The following is an 18896-nucleotide window of genomic DNA, read 5'->3' on the forward strand; positions in this document are numbered from 1 at the left end:
AGCCATGACGACCCAAGCGCCCACTGATCCCTTCTCCGCCTTCGGTGTGGGCCGGCGCCCCGATTCGGCACTGGCCGAGATGATCCAGCACCTCGGACCGGGCCTGACCGATCACCGGGGGCTGATCGATCTGCCCGCCCTCGCCGTGCTGTTCGACGACATCGGCGGACTCCCGTTCTACTTCGCCGGGCAGGGCTCCTCGGTGCAGGCCCGGCTGTCGATGTCGATGTCCGACCGGCCCGCCGTCGACGAGGTGCTCGAGGCCACCGCCGAACTGGTGATGGACTCCGGGGGGTTCGGAGCCACCGCGGTGAGGATCACCGGTGATCAGGGACGTCCGCTGTGCTTCGGCTCGGCCCGCAACGTCCGCGTGGGCCGCGAGGTGGTCTCCGACGGGGACCACACGGCCATCCCCGAGCCCACCGCGCCGCGCGGGACGGCACCGCCCACCCCGCCCAGCCCCGGGAAGTCGGGCCGGGAGATCGTGCACGCGATCGCCCAGGCCTGGGAGACCATCGGCCCGCTGGGCCAGTTGCTCGGCGGCTCGGTGGACTTCGACGAGGAGGACCGGGTGCTGTTCTCGAGCACCACCGCGCCGTGGATGGGCAACATCATGGGCACCATGCACGGCGGTGTGATCGGGGCCGCGGTGGCCCAGGGGCTCTCGCTCGCGGCGCAGGCCGCGGCCCCGGGCGCCGGCTATCAGCTGATCGACTTCACCGTCGCCTTCCTGCGGTCGCCCGCGGTGGACGGCCGCACCGTGCAGGTCCACACCCGCCCGATCAAGGTGGGGCGGCGGCTCGGAGTGTTCGCCGCGGACCTGTACGACGGCGACGTGCTGCTGGCGTCGGCCACCGCCGACGCACGATTCGACTGACCCCGGCGAGTACGGCGGCCGGGAGGCTCCACAAGCAATAAACAATCAAGCGTGCTTGATTTTTTACGGGACGAGTGTGAAGCTGGTCGCATGGCCCTCATCGACGACCTGGTGTCCGCGCTGGATGCCGAATCGGAGTCCCTCGACGCACTCGTGGCGCCCCTGACGCCGGAGGAGTGGGCCACGCCCACACCGTCGGCCGGGTGGACCATCGCCCACCAGATCGGGCATCTGCTGTGGACCGACCGCGCCTCGCTGCTGGCGATCACCGACGCCGACGGGTTCGCCGCGCAGGTCCAGACCGCCCTGACCGACCCGTCCGGCTTCGTCGACGAGGGCGCGGAGGCGGAGGCGGTGCGCGACCCGCAGGAACTGCTCGCCGACTGGCGGGCGACCCGCGGCCGGCTGGCCGGTGCACTCGCCGCCGTCCCGGACGGCACCAAGCTCCCGTGGTTCGGCCCGCCCATGTCGGCACCCTCGATGGCCACCGCCCGCCTGATGGAGACGTGGGCGCACGGCCTGGACGTCGCCGACGCGCTCGGGGTGCAGCGCGAGGCCACCGACCGGATCCGCAACGTGGTGCACCTGGGGGTGCGCACCCGGAACTTCGCGTACATGGTCAACGCCCTGCCCGCGCCGGAGGCCGAGTTCCGGTGGGAGATCACCGCCCCGTCCGGCGAGCTGTGGACCTGGGGGCCGCAGGACGCGGCGGACGTGGTGCGCGCACCGGCCGTGGACTTCTGCCGGCTGGTCACCCAGCGCAGCCACCCCGACGATCTGAACCTGGAACTGATCGGCGACGAAGCCCGGCGGTGGGCGTCGATCGCGCAGGTCTTCGCCGGACCTAAAGGGCCGGGACGGCCGGCCCGAGGCTGAGCGCCCGGCCGGCGACCACCGCACGAGCAGCAGCACCGCACGAGCAGCACACACGAGCAGCAAAGGACGCGACATGACCGACGTCGTACGGATCGGCAACGCCTCGGGGTTCTACGGGGACCGCTTCGCCGCGGTGCAGGAGATGCTCGAAGGCGGTGACCTCGACTACCTGACCGGCGACTACCTAGCCGAGCTGACCATGCTGATCCTGGGGCGCGACCGGATGAAGGACCCGGCCACCGGCTACGCCAAGACTTTCCTCCGCCAGATGCGCGAGAACCTCGCGCTGGCCCTCGACCGGAAGGTCGCGATCGTCACCAACGCCGGCGGCCTCAACCCGCACGGCCTGGCCGTCGCCCTGCGCGAGCTGGCCGGCGAACTCGGCGTCGACGCGCAGATCGCCTTCGTCTCGGGCGACGACCTCAGCGACCGCGCCGGCGAACTGGGTCTCGGCTCGCCGCTGACCGCCAACGCCTACCTGGGTGCCTTCGGCATCAAGTCCGCACTGACCCGCGGCGCCGACATCGTCGTCACCGGACGCGTCACCGACGCCTCGCTGACCGTCGGACCGGCCGCCGCGGCCTTCGACTGGGGACACCGCGACCTCGATCCGATCGCCGGCGCGGTGATCGCCGGTCACGTGATCGAGTGCGGCGCGCAGGCCACCGGCGGCAACTACTCGTTCTTCACCGAGATCCCGATGGGTCACCTGGGCTTCCCGATCGCCGAGCTCCACCCCGACGGCTCCTCGGTGATCACCAAGCACGAGGGCACCGGCGGCGCGGTGAACCTCGGCACCGTCACCTCGCAGCTGCTGTACGAAGTCCGCGGACCGCGCTACTTCAACCCGGACGCCACCGCGCGACTGGATTCGGTGCAGCTGACGCAGGAGGGCCCCGACCGGGTGGCCATCTCGGCGGCCACGGGCGAGGCGCCCCCGCGAGATCTGAAGGTGTCGCTGAACAACCTCGCCGGTATCCGCAACGAGGTGAACGTGATCCTCACCGGCCTGGACATCGAGGAGAAGGCGGCCCTGTTCACCGAGCAGTTCGAGGCCGCGCTTCCCGAGCGTCCGGCCGAACTGGAATGGACGCTGGTCCGGCACGACCGCCCCGACGCCGACACCGAGGAACAGGCCAGCGCGATCCTGCACTGCGTGGCCCGCGACACCGACCCGAAGAAGGTCGGCCGCCAGTTCTCCAACACCGCGGTCGAATTGGCCCTGGCCAGCTTCCCCGGCTTCTCCCTGACCGCACCTCCCGGGAACGGCTCGCCGTACGGCGTCTTCGAGCCCGGCTACGTGGACGCGGACCTGGTGGAGCACCGCGTCACCCAGCCCGACGGCGTCACCGTTGCGATCGATCCGTCGCCGCTGCGCACCGAACCGGTCGCCGACGACGACGATCCGGCGCCGGCGATCACCGACTGGGGCCCCACGCGAGACCGGCCGCTCGGCGCCGTCGCCGGTGCCCGCAGCGGAGACAAGGGCGGCAGCGCCAACGTCGGACTCTGGGCGCGCAGCGACGACGAGTACGCGTGGCTGGACTCGTTCCTGACCACCGACAAGCTCAAGGAACTGCTGCCCGAGGCGGCCGACCTGGAGGTCCACCGCTACCGGCTGCCGAACCTGCGTGCGATCAACTTCGTCATCGAGGGCCTGCTGGGCCGCGGCGTCGCCGAGAACGTGCGCTTCGATCCGCAGGCCAAGGGACTCGGCGAGTGGCTGCGGTCACGGCACGTCCCGATCCCGGAGCGCTTCGCCTGAGCGGCGGCGCATCCGGTCCACCAACTGCCCGTCCCCGTCAGCAAGGAGACCCGTGCCCATCATGAACCCCGCTTGGGAGACCCCCGAGCGCCGCACCCTGCGCGAGACCGTCGCCGGTTTCGCCGAGCGCCACATCCTTCCGTATCAGGACCAGTGGGAGGGCGAGGGGCTGATCCCGCGCGAGCTGCACCGGCAGGCCGGAGAACTCGGGCTCCTGGGCCTGGCCGTGCCCGAATCGGTGGGCGGCTCCGGCGGCGACGTGATCGACGCGTCCATCCTCAACGAGGAATTGCACTGCCGCGGGGTGGCCGGCGGCGTCTTCGCCTCGCTGTTCACCAACGGCATCGCCCTGCCGCATCTGATCGCGGCCGGCGATCCGGCGCAGATCGACAAGTGGGTGCGTCCCACCCTGGCGGGCGAGAAGATCGGCAGCCTGGCCATCACCGAGCCGAGCGGCGGCAGCGACGTGGGACACCTGCGCACCACCGCGGTGCGCGACGGGGACCACTTCGTGGTCAACGGCGCCAAGACCTTCATCACCTCGGCGGTGCGCGCCGACTTCGTGGTGACCGCGGTGCGCACCGGCGGTCCCGGCGCGGCCGGTGTCTCGCTGTTGGTGGTGGAGAAGGGCGCACCCGGATTCACGGTGGCCCGCAAGCTCGACAAGATGGGCTGGCGGTCGTCGGACACCGCGGAGCTGTCGTTCGCCGACGCCCGCGTTCCGGTGGAGAATCTGGTGGGCGCCGAGAACACCGGCTTCGCGCAGATCGCGCAGGCCTTCGTCACCGAACGCGCCAGCCTCGCCGTACAGGCCTACTCGCAGGCGCAGCGCTGCCTCGATCTGACGCTCGACTGGGTGCGGGACCGCGAGACCTTCGGCAAACCGCTCATCGCCCGCCAGAGCGTGCAGGACACCGTGACCGACATGGCGCGCCGGATCGATGTGGCCCGCGTCTACACCCGGGCGGTGATCGACCGGTACGCCGCCGGGGAGGCCGATCTGGTCGCCGAGGTCTGCTTCGCCAAGAACACCGCCGTCGAGACCGGTGAATGGGTGGCGAACAAGGCCGTCCAGTTGTTCGGCGGCATGGGCTACATGACCGAATCCGAAGTCGAACGCCAGTACCGCGACATGCGGATCATCGGCATCGGCGGCGGCACCAACGAGATCCTCCTCGGCCTGGCGGCGAAACGACTGGGGTACCAGGCGGGGCGGACGCAGCGACGGGAGACCGACCAGTGACCGTTATCCAGAGCAAGATCGACACCTCTTCGGAGGAGTTCACCGCCAACGTCGAGGCGATGAACCAGAAGCTGGCCGAACTCGACCTGGAGTTCCGCAAGGTGCTCGAGGGCGGCGGCGAACGGGCCGTGGCCCGGCACCGCAAGCGCGACAAGCTGCTTCCGCGCGAGCGCATCGAACTGCTCGTCGACGAGGACTCGCCGTTCCTGGAACTGTGCCCGCTGGCCGCCTACGGCTCGCAGTTCGCGGTGGGGGCCTCCGTGGTCGCCGGCATCGGGGTGGTGGAAGGCGTCGAATGCATGATCGTCGCCAACGACCCCACCATCAAGGGCGGTACCTCCAACCCGTGGACGCTCCGGAAGATTCTGCGCTGCAACGACATCGCGATGACCAACCGACTCCCGGTGATCTCCCTGGTGGAGTCCGGCGGCGCCGATCTGCCGACGCAGAAGGAGGTCTTCGTCCCGGGTGGCCGGATGTTCCGCGACCTGACGCGCCTGTCCGCGGCGGGGATCCCGACCATCGCGCTGGTCTTCGGCAACTCCACCGCCGGCGGCGCCTACGTCCCGGGCATGAGCGATCACATCGTGATGATCAAGGAACGCTCCAAGGTGTTCCTGGGCGGTCCGCCGCTGGTCAAGATGGCCACCGGTGAGGAGAGCGACGACGAGGAGCTCGGCGGCGCCGAGATGCACTCCCGTGTCTCGGGTCTGGCCGACTACCTGGCCCATGACGAGCAGGACGCACTGCGTCTGGGCCGCCGCATCGTCGGCCGGCTGAACTGGAAGAAGCAGGGGCCCGAGCCCGCGGCTTCGGCCCCGGCGCCGCGGTACGACGAAGCCGACCTGCTGGGCATCGTGCCGCCGGACCTGAAGGTGCCGTTCGATCCGCGCGAGGTGATCGCCCGCATCGTCGACGACAGCGACTTCGACGAGTTCAAGCCCGAGTACGGCACCTCGCTGTGCACCGGCTGGGCCCGCATCCACGGCTACCCGGTCGGGATCCTGGCCAATGCGCAGGGCGTGCTGTTCAGCGCCGAGGCGCAGAAGGCCACCCAGTTCATCCAGCTCGCCAACCAGGCGAACACCCCGTTGCTGTTCCTGCACAACACCACCGGCTACATGGTCGGCAAGGAGTACGAGCAGGGCGGCATCATCAAGCACGGCGCGATGATGATCAACGCGGTGTCGAACTCGACGGTGCCGCACATCTCCCTCCTGGTGGGGGCGAGCTACGGCGCCGGTCACTACGGCATGTGCGGCCGGGCCTACGACCCCCGGTTCCTGTTCGCCTGGCCCAGCGCCAAGTCCGCCGTGATGGGCGGCGCACAGCTGGCTGGCGTCATCTCGATCGTCTCCCGCGCGGCCACCGAAGCCCGCGGCGGCACCGTCGACGAAGAAGCCGACGCCGGGCTGCGCGCGATGATCGAGGCACAGATCGAGGCCGAGTCCGTCCCGATGTTCCTGTCGGGGATGCTCTACGACGACGGCGTGATCGACCCCCGTGATACGCGCGCCGTCCTCGGCATGTCCCTGTCGAGCATCGCCGGCGCCCCGATCGAGGGCACCGGCAACTTCGGCGTCTTCCGGATGTGAGGAAACCAATGACTGCAGAGAACTCAGTGATCACGTCCGTCCTGGTCGCCAACCGCGGCGAGATCGCCTCCCGCGTCTTCGCGACCTGCCGCGCCATGGGCATCGGCACGGTGGCTGTCTACTCCGATCCCGACGCCGACGCCCCGCATGTGCGTGCTGCCGACGCGGCGGTGCACCTGCCCGGCGCCACTTCGGCACAGACCTACCTGCGCGGCGATCTGGTGATCGCCGCGGCTCGGCGGGCCGGAGCCGATGCCATCCACCCGGGCTACGGATTCCTTTCCGAGAACGCCGAATTCGCCCAGGCCGTCCTCGACGCCGGGCTGATCTGGATCGGTCCGCCGCCGTCGGCCATCACCGCGATGGGCTCCAAGGTGAATGCCAAAGAGGCGATGAAGGCCGCCGGCGTGCCCGTCCTGTCCGACCTGGATCCGTCCGCGGTCACCGAGGCCGACCTGCCGCTGCTGATCAAGGCCTCGGCCGGCGGCGGCGGACGCGGCATGCGGATCGTGCGCGAACTCGGCGAGCTCGACGACGCGGTCGCCGCAGCCCGCCGCGAAGCCGAGTCCGCCTTCGGCGACCCGACCGTCTTCTGCGAGCCGTACATCGAGCGCGGTCACCACATCGAGGTGCAGGTGATGGCCGATCAGCACGGCGGGGTGTGGGCGGTGGGCGAACGCGAATGCTCCATCCAGCGCCGCCACCAGAAGGTGGTCGAAGAGGCCCCGGCCCCGCTCGTGGAGCGGATCGGCGGCGACATGCGGGAGCGCCTGTACGACGCGGCACGCACCGCGGCCTCGTCCATCGGCTACACCGGCGCGGGTACCGTCGAGTTCCTCGCCTCGGCCGACGGCCGGTTCTTCTTCCTGGAGACCAATACCCGTCTGCAGGTGGAACATCCGGTCACCGAACTGACCACCGGCGTCGACCTGGTGCAGTGGCAGCTGCGGGTGGCGCAGGGCGATGCCCTGGACGGACCCGCACCGACGGCGACCGGGCACTCGATCGAGGTGCGGCTCTACGCCGAGGACCCCGCGCACGACTGGCAGCCGCAGTCGGGCACCGTGCACACCATCGACATCGATGCCGACGTGCACTTCGGACCGCTTGCCCGTCCGGGGATCCGGGTCGATTCGTCGATCGCCGCCGGCAGCGAGGTCTCCACGTACTACGACCCGATGCTCGCCAAGGTGATCTCGTGGGCGCCGACCCGCCGCCGTGCGGCCGCGATGCTGGCGCGGGCGCTGTCCGGGGCCAAGATCCACGGCCTGATCACCAACCGCGATCTGCTGGTGAACGTCCTGCGCGAGGAGCAGTACCTCACCGGCGACACCGACACCGCCTACCTCGACACCGTCGGGCTGGCGACGCTCGCCGCGCCCCTGGCCGACGAACGGGCGGTGGCCGTCGCGGCGATCGCCGCGGCCCTGGCCCAGTCGGCGGCCACCCGCGCCGGTGCGGTCACCCTGCGCGGCATCCCGTCGGGCTGGCGCAATCTGCAGTCGGGTCACCAGAGCCGGACCTACGTGACCGCCGGCGGCGACGAGGTGCCCGTGCGGTACCGGATCTCCCGCGGCGCCGTCGAGCTGCCCGGCGCCGAAGGCGTCGAGGCCGTGTCGTGGACCCCTGACGAGACGGTGCTGCTGGTCGACGGGGTCGCCCGGCGCTACGACGTCACCGTCACCGGCGATCAGGTCTTCGTGGACTGGCCGGGCGGTGCGGTGGCCTTCACCCGGGCGCCGCGCTTCGTCGACCCGTCGACGGTGCAGCGGCCCGGGTCGCTGCTGGCGCCGATGCCCGGTGCGGTGATCCGGGTCGCCGTCGCCGAAGGCGACCGGGTGAGCGCCGGCCAGCCGCTGTTGTGGCTGGAAGCGATGAAGATGGAGCACACCATCAGTGCTCCGAGCGACGGCATCGTCACCGTCCTCGCCGTCGAGGAGGGCCGCCAGCTCTCGGTGGGCGACGTGCTCGCCGTCATCTCCGACGAATCCGATGTCCTCGAAGGACAAGACTCCGATGCTGCCGTCGCAGCCGAATAGGAAGTGGAACCGATGACCTTTACAGAATCCGCCGAACGCACCGAACTGCGGGCCGCTGTGTCCGCACTGGGCAGTAAGTACGGCGCCCAGTATTTCCAGGACTGCGCCCGCCAGGGCCGCAAGACCGACGAATTGTGGTCCGAGGCAGGCGAACTCGGGTTCATCGGGGTGAACCTGCCGGAGGAGTACGGCGGCGGCGGCGCCGGCATGTACGAGCTGGCGATCGTGATGGAAGAGCTGGCCGCTGCGGGCGCCGGACTGCTGATGCTGGTGGTCTCCCCAGCCATCTGCGGCAACATCATCGCCCGTTTCGGGACCGACGAGCAGAAGCAGCGCTGGATCCCGGGGTTGGCGGACGGCTCGATCACGATGGCCTTCGGCATCACCGAGCCCGATGCCGGCTCCAACTCGCACATGATCACCACCACCGCCCGCCGGGACGGCGACGAGTGGATCCTGAACGGGCAGAAGGTCTTCATCTCCGGGGTGGACCAGTCCGATGCCGTGCTGATCGTCGCCCGCACCGAGGACGCCAAGACCGGCAAGCTGAAGCCGGCCCTGTTCATCGTGCCGACCGACGCTCCCGGCTTCACCCGGCAGCTGATCGAGATGGAACTGGTGAACCCGGAGAAACAGTTCACGCTGTTCCTCGACGACGTCCGGCTCCCCGCCGACGCCCTGGTCGGTTCCGAGGACGCGGCGCTGAGCCAGCTGTTCGCCGGACTGAACCCCGAGCGCATCATGGCCTCGGCGTCCGCGGTCGGGATGGCCCGGTTCGCACTCGGCAGGGCCGTCGAGTACGTCAACGACCGCACCGTCTGGAAGGCCCCGATCGCCACGCACCAGGCCATCGCGCACCCGCTGGCCAAAGCCAAGATCGACCTGGAGCTGGCCAAGCTGATGATGCAGAAGGCCGCCACCCTGTACGACGAGGGCGACGACTGGGGTGCCGCCGAGCCGGCCAACATGGCCAAGCTGGCCGCCGCCGACGCCGCGGTGGCCGCGGTGGATCAGGCCGTGCACTCGATGGGCGGCAACGGCCTCACCACCGAGTACGGGGTGGCGCCGATGATCGCGCTGTCGCGGATCGCGAAGATCGCACCGGTCAGCCGGGAGATGATCCTCAACTTCGTGGCGCAGACCAGCCTGGGTCTGCCGAAGTCGTACTGAGGTGAGCGACGTGGAGGAACTGGTTCGCACGGCCACCGAGGCCGCCGTCACCAACATCACGCTCGACTCGCCGGCCAACCGCAACGCCCTCAGCAGCACACTCGTGCGGCAGCTGCGGGAGGCCCTCGACGCCGCAGGCGCCGACCCGGACGTGCGTGCCGTGGTGCTGACGCACACCGGCGGAACCTTCTGCGCCGGAGCCGATCTCGGCGAGGCGCTCAACCGGGGGCTGACACCCGAGGAGGCCACCGCGGAGGTCGGGGCGGCCATGTCGCAGCTGATGCGGTCGTTCCTGGAACTGTCCAAGCCGGTGATCGTGGTGCTCGACGGCCATGTGCGCGCGGGCGGTCTGGGACTGGTCGGCGCCGCCGACATCGTCCTCGCCGGTCCGGCCTCCACGTTCGCGCTCACCGAGTCGCGACTGGGCCTGGCGCCGTCCATCATCTCGGTGGTGCTGCTGGCCAAGATGACCGCCCGCGCCGCCGGACGGTACTTCCTGACCGGTGAGACCTTCGACGCCCCCGCCGCGGTGGCGGCCGGGCTGATCACCGCGTCGGCCGATACGGCCGAGGATCTGCAGGCGCAGGTCGATGCGGTGCTCGGCGGCGTGCGCAAGGCCTCCCCGCAGGGGCTGGCGGCGTCCAAGGCGCTCACCACGGCCGCACTGCTGGACGGCTTCGACGAGGCCACCGCCGCGCGGGCCGCCGAATCGATGGCGCTGTTCTCCTCCGAGGAGGCCCGCGAGGGCATGCAGGCGTTCCTGGGAAAGCGTCCGCCGTCCTGGGCGGCGAGCGCGCAATGACCGTCACCGCCCGCGAGCCCCGGCAGGAGCGGTCCCGCCAGACGCGCGAGAGGCTGCTCGCCGCGACCGTCGACATGCTGGCCACCAAGGGGTGGTCGGCGACGACGGTGAGCGCGGTGGCCGAGGCGGCCGGGGTCTCCCGCGGTGCGGCGCAGCATCACTTTCCGACGCGCGAGGATCTGATCACCGCGGTCCTCGAGGCGATGTTCACCGAGATGACCGCGGAGGCGGGGCAGACGCTGGATCAGCTGCCGGCCGGACCCGAGCGCATCGACGCGATCGTCGACCGGGCGGTCTCCATCTACACCGGGGTGCCGTTCAAGGCGGCCCTGCAGGTGTGGGCGGCGGCCGCCTCCGACGAGGCGCTGCGCGAGTTGATCCTGCCGCTGGAGGCCAAGCTGGCCCGCGCTGCGCACAAGCTGACGGTGCAGGGCCTGGATCCGTCCGGGGTGCACGGCGCCACCGCGCACCGCCTGGCCCAGATCACCCTCGACCTGGCCCGCGGTCTCGGTCTGGCCGACACCCTCTCCGACGACTCGGCCCGCCGGGCTCAGGTCACGCAGGCCTGGGTGACCCAGCTGAAACTGGCGCTGCCGGACTGATTCTCGCTGGTCGCTGGTCGCCGAGTTCGTTGGTCGAGCGCAGTGGAGACCGCTTCCTAGAAGGAGCGATCCCAGCGGACGACCGAGCCCATGATGTCGGGGAACTTCTTCTCCGCGTACTTCAGGTAGTCGTCGATGTGGTCGGTCATCTCGGTCATCGAAGCGGGGGAGTCGCCGCGCTCCATGGCCTTGAAGATCGATTCGTGGGCGGCCAGCGTCGCCTTGCGGCGGGCAAGCGGGAAGTCGATGCCGACGATGGTGTTGTTGGTGACCTCCAGCAGTGAATCGGCCAGGTAGCCGAGCAGCGGGTTGTCGGTCGACCACGCGATGATGTCGTGGAACTCTTTGTTGGCCTCTAGGAACAGTTGCCGGTCGCCTTTGAGCGACGACTTCATCTGCTCGACGGTGTTGCCGATCTCGGCGAGCCGCTCGGGGGAGATGTTGGCGGCGGCCACCTGGGTGAGCACCGGCTCGATGGTCAGGCGGGCCTCGAAGATCGAGCGGAGCGGCGCATTGTTCAGCTGCATCAGCAGCACCCACGCGCCGGAGAGGAACGCCGCGGTCGGCTTCTGCAGTACCGGTCCGCCGCGGGGGCCGGGCTTCATGGTCACCACGCCCTGGAACTCCAGGAGCCTCAGCGCCTCGCGGAGAGTTCCGCGGCCGATCTGATACTGCTCCACCATCGCCTTCTCGGACGGCAGCAGGTCGCCCGGGCCGAGGCCGGCGTCCTGCGCTTCCTGGACGATCCGCTGGCTGATGAGGACAGCGGCTTTCGGTGTGCGTCCCGGTGTGGTCATCAAATGCTCCGTCGTCTCCAACCGATGTGGACCCCGGCTGGTACCGGGATCCCCTGTTCCGGTGATCGTCACCCGCGGTCGCCCGTCCGGGCGGGGCGGCGGGGCGCCGACACCCGACGCGTCAGGTTACCCGTTGGTAACGGATCCTGTTCATCATAAGGGTGTTTCACCGTCTCACATGCCGGGACACCCCGACCGCGACGGGAACGAGACCCGCCGGGGCCGCCGACCGGCGAATGATCGGCTCGACCGGCGAATCGGTGGTCAGGGCTGCGCCAGGGTGACCTCGTGCATGTCGATGGTCGCACCGGCCCCGGCGAAGTTCGCCATGTCTGCGGCGCCCTCCTGGCCGATCGGGGACGAGAGTCCTTCGAGGGCGGCGTCTTTCGAGTCGAAGGTGAGCACGCCGGTGACGAAGTGCGTCGGCGCCGACCCGTCGAGCATCTCGCAGACGCCCCACTCGAACGAGCGCACGCCGGGCATGCGTGCGGTGAGCGGCGCGTGCACCGTGCGGTAGTGGTTCAGGAACTGCTCGGGGTCGTCGGGGTGGTTGTAGTTGACGGTGATGCGGAACATGTCCGGCTCACTTTCCGTTCAGGTGGTCGGTGACCGCGGTGGACAGGTACTCGACGCCGGCCGCGGAGCCCGGGAGGATGTTCACGAACTGGAAGAAGCCGTGCATCTGGCCGTCGAACTGCTGCGTGGTGACCGGCACGCCGGCCGCAGCCAGTTTGGCCGCGTAGGCCTCTCCTTCGGCGCGCAGCACGTCGTACTGGGCCAGCAGGATCACTGCGGGCGGCAGTCCCGCCGCCTCGCCCTGTAGCGGGGACACGTCCCAGTTGGCGCGGGTGGCCGGGTCGGGGGTGTAGGTCTCCCAGAACCACACCATCGCCTTGCCGTCGAGCATCAGCTGGTTCTCCGGGGCGCGGTAGCACTCGGTGTCGGTGTCGCTGTCGGTGACCGGGTAGACCAGTGCCTGCAGCGAGATCTCCGGGCCGTTCTCGCGGACGGCGCGCTGGGCGACCACCGCGGCCAGATTCCCGCCGGAGCTGTCGCCGGAGACGATCAGCGGTTGGCCGGCGAAGCGGCCGGCCGCCCAGGTCAGGGCATCCCAGGCGTCGTTCGCGGCCGTCGGGTAGGGATACTCGGGGGCCAGCCGGTACTCGGGAAGCAGGACGGTGCAGCCGGTGCCCGCGGCGATCTGCCGGCCGAGGGTGTCGAACTGGTCGGCGGTGCCGACCATCCATCCGCCGCCGTGGTAGTAGACGATCACGCCGCGCGGGTCGCCCTCCGGGGTGAGCACCCGCACGTTGATCGACTGCCCGTCGGCCGTCGGTACCGCGACGTTCTCGACCGAGGCCATGTCGGGTCCGGGTCCGTACAGCTCGATGAAGCCGTCGTTCATGGTCCGGAGCTCGTCGGGGGTCAGTTCGGTGAGCGGCTTGCCGCCGGCTTCGGCCGCCTGTGCCAGGAAGCCTGCGGTGGCTTGATCGAGTGCCATCTGGTTCTGCTTTCTCTCGGCCGCCCCCTGGAAGGCGGGGTGCCCGCGGGGAGGAGGTGGGAACGGGGGACCGCCGTGGGGGCGGCGATTCAGGCGAATCATATGCATGATAAATGGGGTGTGTCAACCATCACACAGACGCCTGCTCTGTGGGGTAATCTATGCTCATCATTAACCCGTATGGGAGATCTGTCCTGCGCCCTCGGGATGTGGGCGCACCGGAGAACGAGGAGTAGAGATGGCCGAAGCGAGTGCAGTGGAGAAGGTCCTGCAAGGACGCGCCTTCCTGGAGTGTCCGCGCTGGCACCGGGGGAGGCTGTGGGTGTCGGACCTGTACACCGGCGAGGTGCTGTCGCTGACCGGACCGGACGACGTACGGGTCGAGGCGCGGCTCGACGGCCAGCCGTCGGGTCTGGGCTGGCTGCCCGACGGCCGGCTCCTGATCGTCTCCATGGTCGACCAGCGCGTGCTGGTGCGTCGGCGCGATGACGATCCCGAGTCGCTCGACGTGCACGCCGACCTGTCGGCGCTGGCCACCGGCAAGCTCAACGATATGACCGTCGACGGCGACGGGCACGCGTTCGTCTCCACTTTCGGCATGGAGTTCCGGGCCCGCGCACACGTCGACTCCGCGGTGCTGATCCACGTCGCCCCGGACGGTGCGGCCCGGGTGGCGGCCGACGATCTGCTCTTCCCCAACGGCTCGGTGATCCTGACCGCAGGCGACGGCGCACGGACCTTCGTGGTGGCCGAGAGCATGGGCAACCGGCTCACCGCCTTCGATCTGGACGCCGACGGACGGCTGTCCGGGCGGCGGGTCTGGGCGGCCTTCGGCCCGGAGGTGCCGCGGACCTCGGTGCGCGAGGCCATGGCGGCCGCGCAGGTGGCACCGGACGGAATCTGCGCCGGAGCCGACGGCACCATCTGGGTGGCCGACGCGCTGCACGGGCGGGTGATTCAGGTGGCCGAGGGCGGCGCGATCCTGGCCGAGAAGGCCTTTCCCACCGGCGTCTTCGCCTGCGCGGTCGGCGGCGCCGACGGCGACACGCTCTACGCCTGCGCCGCGGAGTCGTCGTCGGAGTCCAAGCGCAAGGTCACCCGCGAGGCGAGTCTGCTGCGCGTCGCACTCTGAGTCGGGGCGTCAGATGCCCGCCGGCCACCGTCGGTGGCCGGCGACCGCGGTGGCCCCGGTGAAGGTCACGAACACCGCCGCCATCGCGATCATCGCCGTCCCGGCGCCGAACGCGGTGGCGGCGATCCCGGTGCTGATGGACAGGATGCCGGTGCACCCGTAACAGACCGAGGCGTATCGGGAGGCCGCGCGGCCCTGCGGAATCGGGGAGAGTCCGGCGGTCACGATCCGCAGCCCGGAGGCGTAGGCGAACCCCTGGCCGGCACCCCAGATCGCGCAGGCGATCAGAATCGCGGGCAGATTCAGCGCCAGCACGCCCGCCGTGCACGACACCGCGCCGACGGCGATCAGCACCAGGACCGGCAGCGGGGGCAGCCGGCGGATCAGCACCGGGGCCAGGCAGGCCGCACCGATCAGCACGGTCGGCGCCAGTGCCGTGGTGAGCACCGTCGACGACGACCACTCCTGCGCGATGATCGTCGGCAGCAGGCCCACCACGATGCCGCCGATGGCCCAGCCGCTGATGCCCAGGCAATAGCCGGCCGCGCGCAGCCGCCTGCTGCGCGCCGGCGTCGCCGATGCCGGTCCGGCGTCCGGGGTCGGCAGGTCCGGCGCGTGTCGGGGGGAGAGCTCTACGGGAACGGCGTCGCCGGACGGATGCAGGGATCGGTGGAGCTCACGGCGATTCCGGATCAGCGCCGTCCCGAGCAGTGCCAGTGCGGTCACCAGCAGCGCGATGTGGACCAGGTAGACGGTCACCGTCGGGCCGGGGAGGTACTGCGCGATCAGCGCGGAGCCGAGCAGGCCGAGGAACGAGCCGATCAGGGTGCCGGTGGCGGCGATGGCCCGGCCGCGCTCGCCGTGGGTGGCCAGCACCAGCGTTGCGGCCGAGCCGGTACCCAGGCCCACCGCGAGGCCGGTGAGGATCCGGCCCACGAAGAGCCAGCCCAGCTGATCGGCGCCCAGTACCAGGGCGACGTCGCCGAGGATCGCGGCGGTGGCCGCCGCCGGCAGCACGCGGCTCGCGTGCCGGCTGAGCGGGCTTCCGGCCACCAACGTGAAGGTCACCACGAGGGCGAAGAGGTAGACGGCGAACAGCGCCGAGACGGTCGCCGTGGTCAGTGCCAGGTCGACGCGATAGATGGGGAACAGGGGCGTCGGGATGTTGGATCCGACGATCAGCAGACCGAAGACCGCCGCCGCGCAGACGCCGGTGCCGGTGAGGCCGCTCCGGCGGGGTGCCGCGAGGGGCGACACCGCCGGGTCGGCGGTGGTGAGGGTCGGTCGGTCACCGGGCACTAGAACGTTCTCCGCAGCATCACCCTTTACATCTATCATGATAATGGTTAGCGTGATTACCGTCACGCTGAATGGGCGGTCGCGAGATGCGTCACGCCGTACCCAAGGAGACAACATGAAGACTGTCGGTGCCCTGATCTGGGAACCCGGAACGCGTTCGGGTTGGAGTGTGGAAGAGATCGAGATCGATCCCCCGAAGAGTCGCGAGGTGAAGATCAAGCTCGCCGCCTCCGGCATCTGCCACAGCGATGACCACGTCGACACCGGCGACATCCCGCTGGACTGGGCGCCGATCATCGGCGGCCACGAGGGCGCCGGAATCATCGAGGAGGTGGGCCCGCATGTCACCGACTTCGAGGTCGGCGACCACGTGGTGCTCTCCTTCATGCCGGCCTGTGGGCACTGTGCGCAGTGCAACGTGGGACGGACCAACATGTGCGTCATGGGCGCCGGGGTCCTGGGTGGCTTCGCTCCCGACGGCACCCACCGCATCCACGCGCGGGGGCAGGGCGTCGGCCCGTTCTCGTACCTGGGCACCTTCTCGCCGTACGTCGTGGTGAACACCGACTCGTGCGTCAAGATCGGCAAGGACATCCCGCTGGACAAGGCGGCGCTGATCGGCTGCGGCGTCCCGACGGGCTGGGGTTCGTCGGTCTACGCCGCCGAGGTGGAGCTCGGTGAGACGGTGGTGGTGATCGGAACCGGCGGCGTCGGCATGAACGCCGTCCAGGGTGCCCGGCACAAGGGAGCCAAGAACATCGTCGCGCTCGATCCGGTGGCGTTCAAGCGCGACCAGGCCAAGCTCTTCGGCGCCACGCACGTGGCCGAGAGCATGGAGCAGGCGGCCTCGCTCGTCTCGGATCTGACCGACGGCCAGGGCGCGGACAAGGTGATCATCACCGTCGACATCGCCTACGGCCACCTGCTGCAGCCGGCGCAGGAGATGGTGCGGCGCGGCGGCACCCTGGTGCTCACCTCGGCGGCCCCGGTCACCCAGCGCGACGTGCCCTTCGATCTGTTCACCTTCGCCATGAGCGGCAAGCGCCTGCAGGGCACCCTGTACGGCACCACCAACGCCCGCCGCGACATCCCGCTGATCGCCGACATGTACCGCCGCGGCGAGTTCAAGCTCGACGAGCTGGTCACCAAGACCTACGAGCTCGAGCAGGTGAACGAGGCCGTGCAGGACATGCGGGACGGCAAGAACATCCGCGGCGTCATCATGTACGACCTGTGACCGGACCGGTTGCCGCAGAACACATCCCGCCATCCGTCGGTACCACGGACCACGTCCCTGAGCACAAGGAGAACTCGCCGATGCGAGCAGACGACATCAACGACATCATCAGCGCCACCCACCGCTATGCACGCGGCCTGGACCTGCACGACCCGGACGAGGCGGCCTCCGCCTTCGCCGAGGACGGCGTGTGGGATGCCACGGCCGTCGGCCTGGAACGGTACGAGGGCTACGAGGCCGTCATCGGGTTCTTCCGCGCCGATGCGGCCGCGGTCGCCCACGGCGTGCACATGATCACCAACCACCTCGTCGAGTTCGACGACGACGATCATGCGCACGGCACCAACTACGTCTACGCCGAGGCGGAGATGAACAACGGTGCCCAGATCAAGGCGATCGCACTCAACCGGGACCGGTACGTCCGGACCCCGGCGGGCTGGCGCATCGCCGAGCGGGTCATCAGCCCGCTGACCACTCCGCAGATGGAGGGGTTCGAGGTCTGATCGACCTTTCCCGCACGGCCGCAGGCGCCTCCCCTCGGGTGTCTCGTGGGCTTCGTCCGGCGCCCGTCGACCCGTGGTCGGCGGGCGCCGCACGCGTCGGCGGGCGAGGTGTGCGACGGTGCCGCGGGCTGTGACGGCGGCGAATTCCGGAAAGCATTGTGATCCATCGCATATCCATGATAATCATTAGGTCAGTACACATCATTTGCTCGTGACGGCCGGGCCGCCGGCCCACGCTCTCTCACATCGGCAAGTTCAGCTCACTAAGGAGAATCGATGTCCCCCACGCGAACGACGAAGGCCCTGCTGGCCTGTCTGACGGCCGTCGCTCTGACCGCCGTGACGGCATGCGGCAGTGGCGGATCGGGAGTCGTCTCCGGCGACGGAATCGCCGAGAACATTCAGATCCAGGCGGTCAACGACCAGACCGGTGCGGTGGCCTACGCCGGTCTCGGCGCCAGCCGGGGCGCGCAGCTGGCCATCGACGAGATCAACGACCAGGGCTTCCTCGGTGACGGCGTCTCGATCTCGATGGGGCAGAGCGACACCGCAGGCAAGATCGACCGGGCCGTCAGCGACATGACCAAGGCGATGTCCGACCCGCAGATCGCGGCCATCCTCGGCCCGACGATGGGGCAGCAGGCCGCGGCCGTCGCCCCGATCGTCAACCAGCGCAAGGTGCCCACCGTCTTCACCCAGTCCGGCGCCGAAGGCGTCGTCACCGGTGACTACACGTTCCGGGCCACCGCGCCGATGGAGAGCTACTACCGGATCGCCACCCAGTGGCTGGCCGACAACGACCTGAAGAAGCTCTCGCTGATCTACAACGCGACCTTCCCGACCTTCGCCATTCTCGGCCAGGACGTGGTGCCCGAACAGGCCAAGGAGCTCGGCCTGGACATCGGGCAATCGCTGCAGACCCAGTCCACCACCCAGGACTTCACCGGCCAGGCCCAGCAGATCGCCTCGGCGAATCCGCAGGCTGTGGTCATGCTGCTCACCGCGCCGCAGTCGGTCACCTTCCTCAAGCAGTTGCGCCAGGCCGGCTACACCGGTCAGGTGGTCGCCACGTCGGTGCAGAGCGCCGGCAACGTGGCCGCTGCCGGCGCGGCCGCCGACGGCCTGGTGTACCCGGTCGACTTCTCGTCGGCCATGGACACCGAGGAAGCCCGGGACTTCGTCGAGGCGTACCAGAGCAAGTACGGCGAGACGCCCGACCCCTACGCCGCCGAGGGCTATGACGCCCTGTGGTGGATGGCGCACGGCATCAAGGCATCCGGCAGCTCCTCGCGCGAGGGCATCCAGCAGGGCATGACGCAGGTGGCCCGCGACGGCTTCACCGGCGCGATGGGCGAGATCAGCTTCGACGGCAACGACATGCGCGTGCCCGGCGTGATGGTGCGCTGGGAGAACGGCGAGGAGTCGCTGATCTCATGACCGCGACCGCCCGCCCTCCGT

The 18896-nt window shown here is 69.9% G+C and carries 17 protein-coding genes; 13 read left to right on the forward strand and 4 right to left on the reverse strand.

The window, feature by feature from the left end; genetic code table 11:
• Positions 1-4: 4 nt before the first annotated feature.
• The 9 genes from ABD732_RS03790 (at position 5) to ABD732_RS03830 (ending at position 10969) form a co-directional block, all read left to right on the forward strand.
• The gene (locus ABD732_RS03790) at positions 5-877 is read left to right on the forward strand and encodes a PaaI family thioesterase (protein WP_344780743.1); all 873 of its coding nucleotides are present in this window, start codon (positions 5-7) and stop codon (positions 875-877) included.
• 90 nt (positions 878-967) lie between these two features.
• The gene (locus ABD732_RS03795) at positions 968-1753 is read left to right on the forward strand and encodes a TIGR03084 family metal-binding protein (RefSeq protein ID WP_344780745.1); all 786 of its coding nucleotides are present in this window, start codon (positions 968-970) and stop codon (positions 1751-1753) included.
• 73 nt (positions 1754-1826) lie between these two features.
• Positions 1827-3518: an acyclic terpene utilization AtuA family protein gene (locus tag ABD732_RS03800; RefSeq protein WP_344780747.1), complete on the forward strand. Its 1692-nt coding sequence runs from the start codon at positions 1827-1829 to the stop codon at positions 3516-3518.
• A gap of 61 nt (positions 3519-3579) precedes the next feature.
• Positions 3580-4761: an acyl-CoA dehydrogenase family protein gene (locus ABD732_RS03805; protein ID WP_425552982.1), complete on the forward strand. Its 1182-nt coding sequence runs from the start codon at positions 3580-3582 to the stop codon at positions 4759-4761.
• On the forward strand, positions 4758-6356 hold the full coding sequence (locus tag ABD732_RS03810) for an acyl-CoA carboxylase subunit beta (protein ID WP_344780751.1): 1599 nt from the start codon (positions 4758-4760) through the stop codon (positions 6354-6356). The genes ABD732_RS03805 and ABD732_RS03810 overlap by 4 nt, the downstream gene beginning before the upstream one ends.
• A gap of 8 nt (positions 6357-6364) precedes the next feature.
• Positions 6365-8395, forward strand: coding sequence for an ATP-binding protein (locus ABD732_RS03815; protein ID WP_344780753.1), 2031 nt, complete (start codon positions 6365-6367; stop codon positions 8393-8395).
• A gap of 12 nt (positions 8396-8407) precedes the next feature.
• On the forward strand, positions 8408-9565 hold the full coding sequence (locus ABD732_RS03820; protein WP_344780755.1) for an acyl-CoA dehydrogenase family protein: 1158 nt from the start codon (positions 8408-8410) through the stop codon (positions 9563-9565).
• A gap of 1 nt (position 9566) precedes the next feature.
• The gene (locus tag ABD732_RS03825; protein WP_344780757.1) at positions 9567-10367 is read left to right on the forward strand and encodes an enoyl-CoA hydratase family protein; all 801 of its coding nucleotides are present in this window, start codon (positions 9567-9569) and stop codon (positions 10365-10367) included.
• Positions 10364-10969: a TetR/AcrR family transcriptional regulator gene (locus ABD732_RS03830; protein WP_344780759.1), complete on the forward strand. Its 606-nt coding sequence runs from the start codon at positions 10364-10366 to the stop codon at positions 10967-10969. Before ABD732_RS03825 ends, ABD732_RS03830 begins: the two co-directional genes overlap by 4 nt.
• Before the next feature lie 56 nt (positions 10970-11025).
• Here ABD732_RS03830 and ABD732_RS03835 read toward each other — a convergent pair whose 3' ends face one another.
• From ABD732_RS03835 to ABD732_RS03845, 3 genes are all read right to left on the reverse strand, one after another.
• Positions 11026-11766 carry a FadR/GntR family transcriptional regulator gene (locus ABD732_RS03835; protein ID WP_344780761.1) on the reverse strand — a complete coding sequence of 247 codons (741 nt, stop codon included), beginning with the start codon at positions 11764-11766 and terminating at the stop codon, positions 11026-11028.
• Between the two features lie 264 nt (positions 11767-12030).
• Positions 12031-12342: an EthD family reductase gene (locus ABD732_RS03840; RefSeq protein ID WP_344780763.1), complete on the reverse strand. Its 312-nt coding sequence runs from the start codon at positions 12340-12342 to the stop codon at positions 12031-12033.
• Positions 12343-12349: 7 nt separating this feature from the next.
• On the reverse strand, positions 12350-13267 hold the full coding sequence (locus ABD732_RS03845; RefSeq protein ID WP_344780765.1) for an alpha/beta hydrolase: 918 nt from the start codon (positions 13265-13267) through the stop codon (positions 12350-12352).
• A gap of 238 nt (positions 13268-13505) precedes the next feature.
• Here ABD732_RS03845 and ABD732_RS03850 point away from each other — a divergent pair, with 238 nt between their 5' ends.
• Positions 13506-14399, forward strand: coding sequence for an SMP-30/gluconolactonase/LRE family protein (locus ABD732_RS03850; protein WP_344780767.1), 894 nt, complete (start codon positions 13506-13508; stop codon positions 14397-14399).
• Between the two features lie 9 nt (positions 14400-14408).
• Here ABD732_RS03850 and ABD732_RS03855 read toward each other — a convergent pair whose 3' ends face one another.
• Positions 14409-15698 carry an MFS transporter gene (locus ABD732_RS03855; RefSeq protein WP_344780769.1) on the reverse strand — a complete coding sequence of 430 codons (1290 nt, stop codon included), beginning with the start codon at positions 15696-15698 and terminating at the stop codon, positions 14409-14411.
• A gap of 115 nt (positions 15699-15813) precedes the next feature.
• Between ABD732_RS03855 and ABD732_RS03860 the strand changes: the two genes are divergently transcribed.
• From ABD732_RS03860 to ABD732_RS03870, 3 genes are all read left to right on the forward strand, one after another.
• Complete coding sequence (locus ABD732_RS03860; RefSeq protein WP_344780771.1) at positions 15814-16935, forward strand: NDMA-dependent alcohol dehydrogenase; 1122 nt, start codon at positions 15814-15816, stop codon at positions 16933-16935.
• A gap of 80 nt (positions 16936-17015) precedes the next feature.
• A complete protein-coding gene (locus ABD732_RS03865) occupies positions 17016-17438 on the forward strand; it encodes a nuclear transport factor 2 family protein (RefSeq protein WP_344780773.1) in 423 nt (140 codons plus the stop codon).
• A 276-nt stretch (positions 17439-17714) separates the two neighbouring features.
• Positions 17715-18875 (forward strand): ABC transporter substrate-binding protein, encoded by a 1161-nt coding sequence (locus ABD732_RS03870; RefSeq protein ID WP_344780775.1) that lies wholly within the window; start codon positions 17715-17717, stop codon positions 18873-18875.
• The last annotated feature ends 21 nt before the right edge of the window (positions 18876-18896 follow it).

This window comes from Gordonia caeni (genome assembly GCF_039537105.1).
Taxonomy (GTDB): domain Bacteria; phylum Actinomycetota; class Actinomycetes; order Mycobacteriales; family Mycobacteriaceae; genus Gordonia; species Gordonia caeni.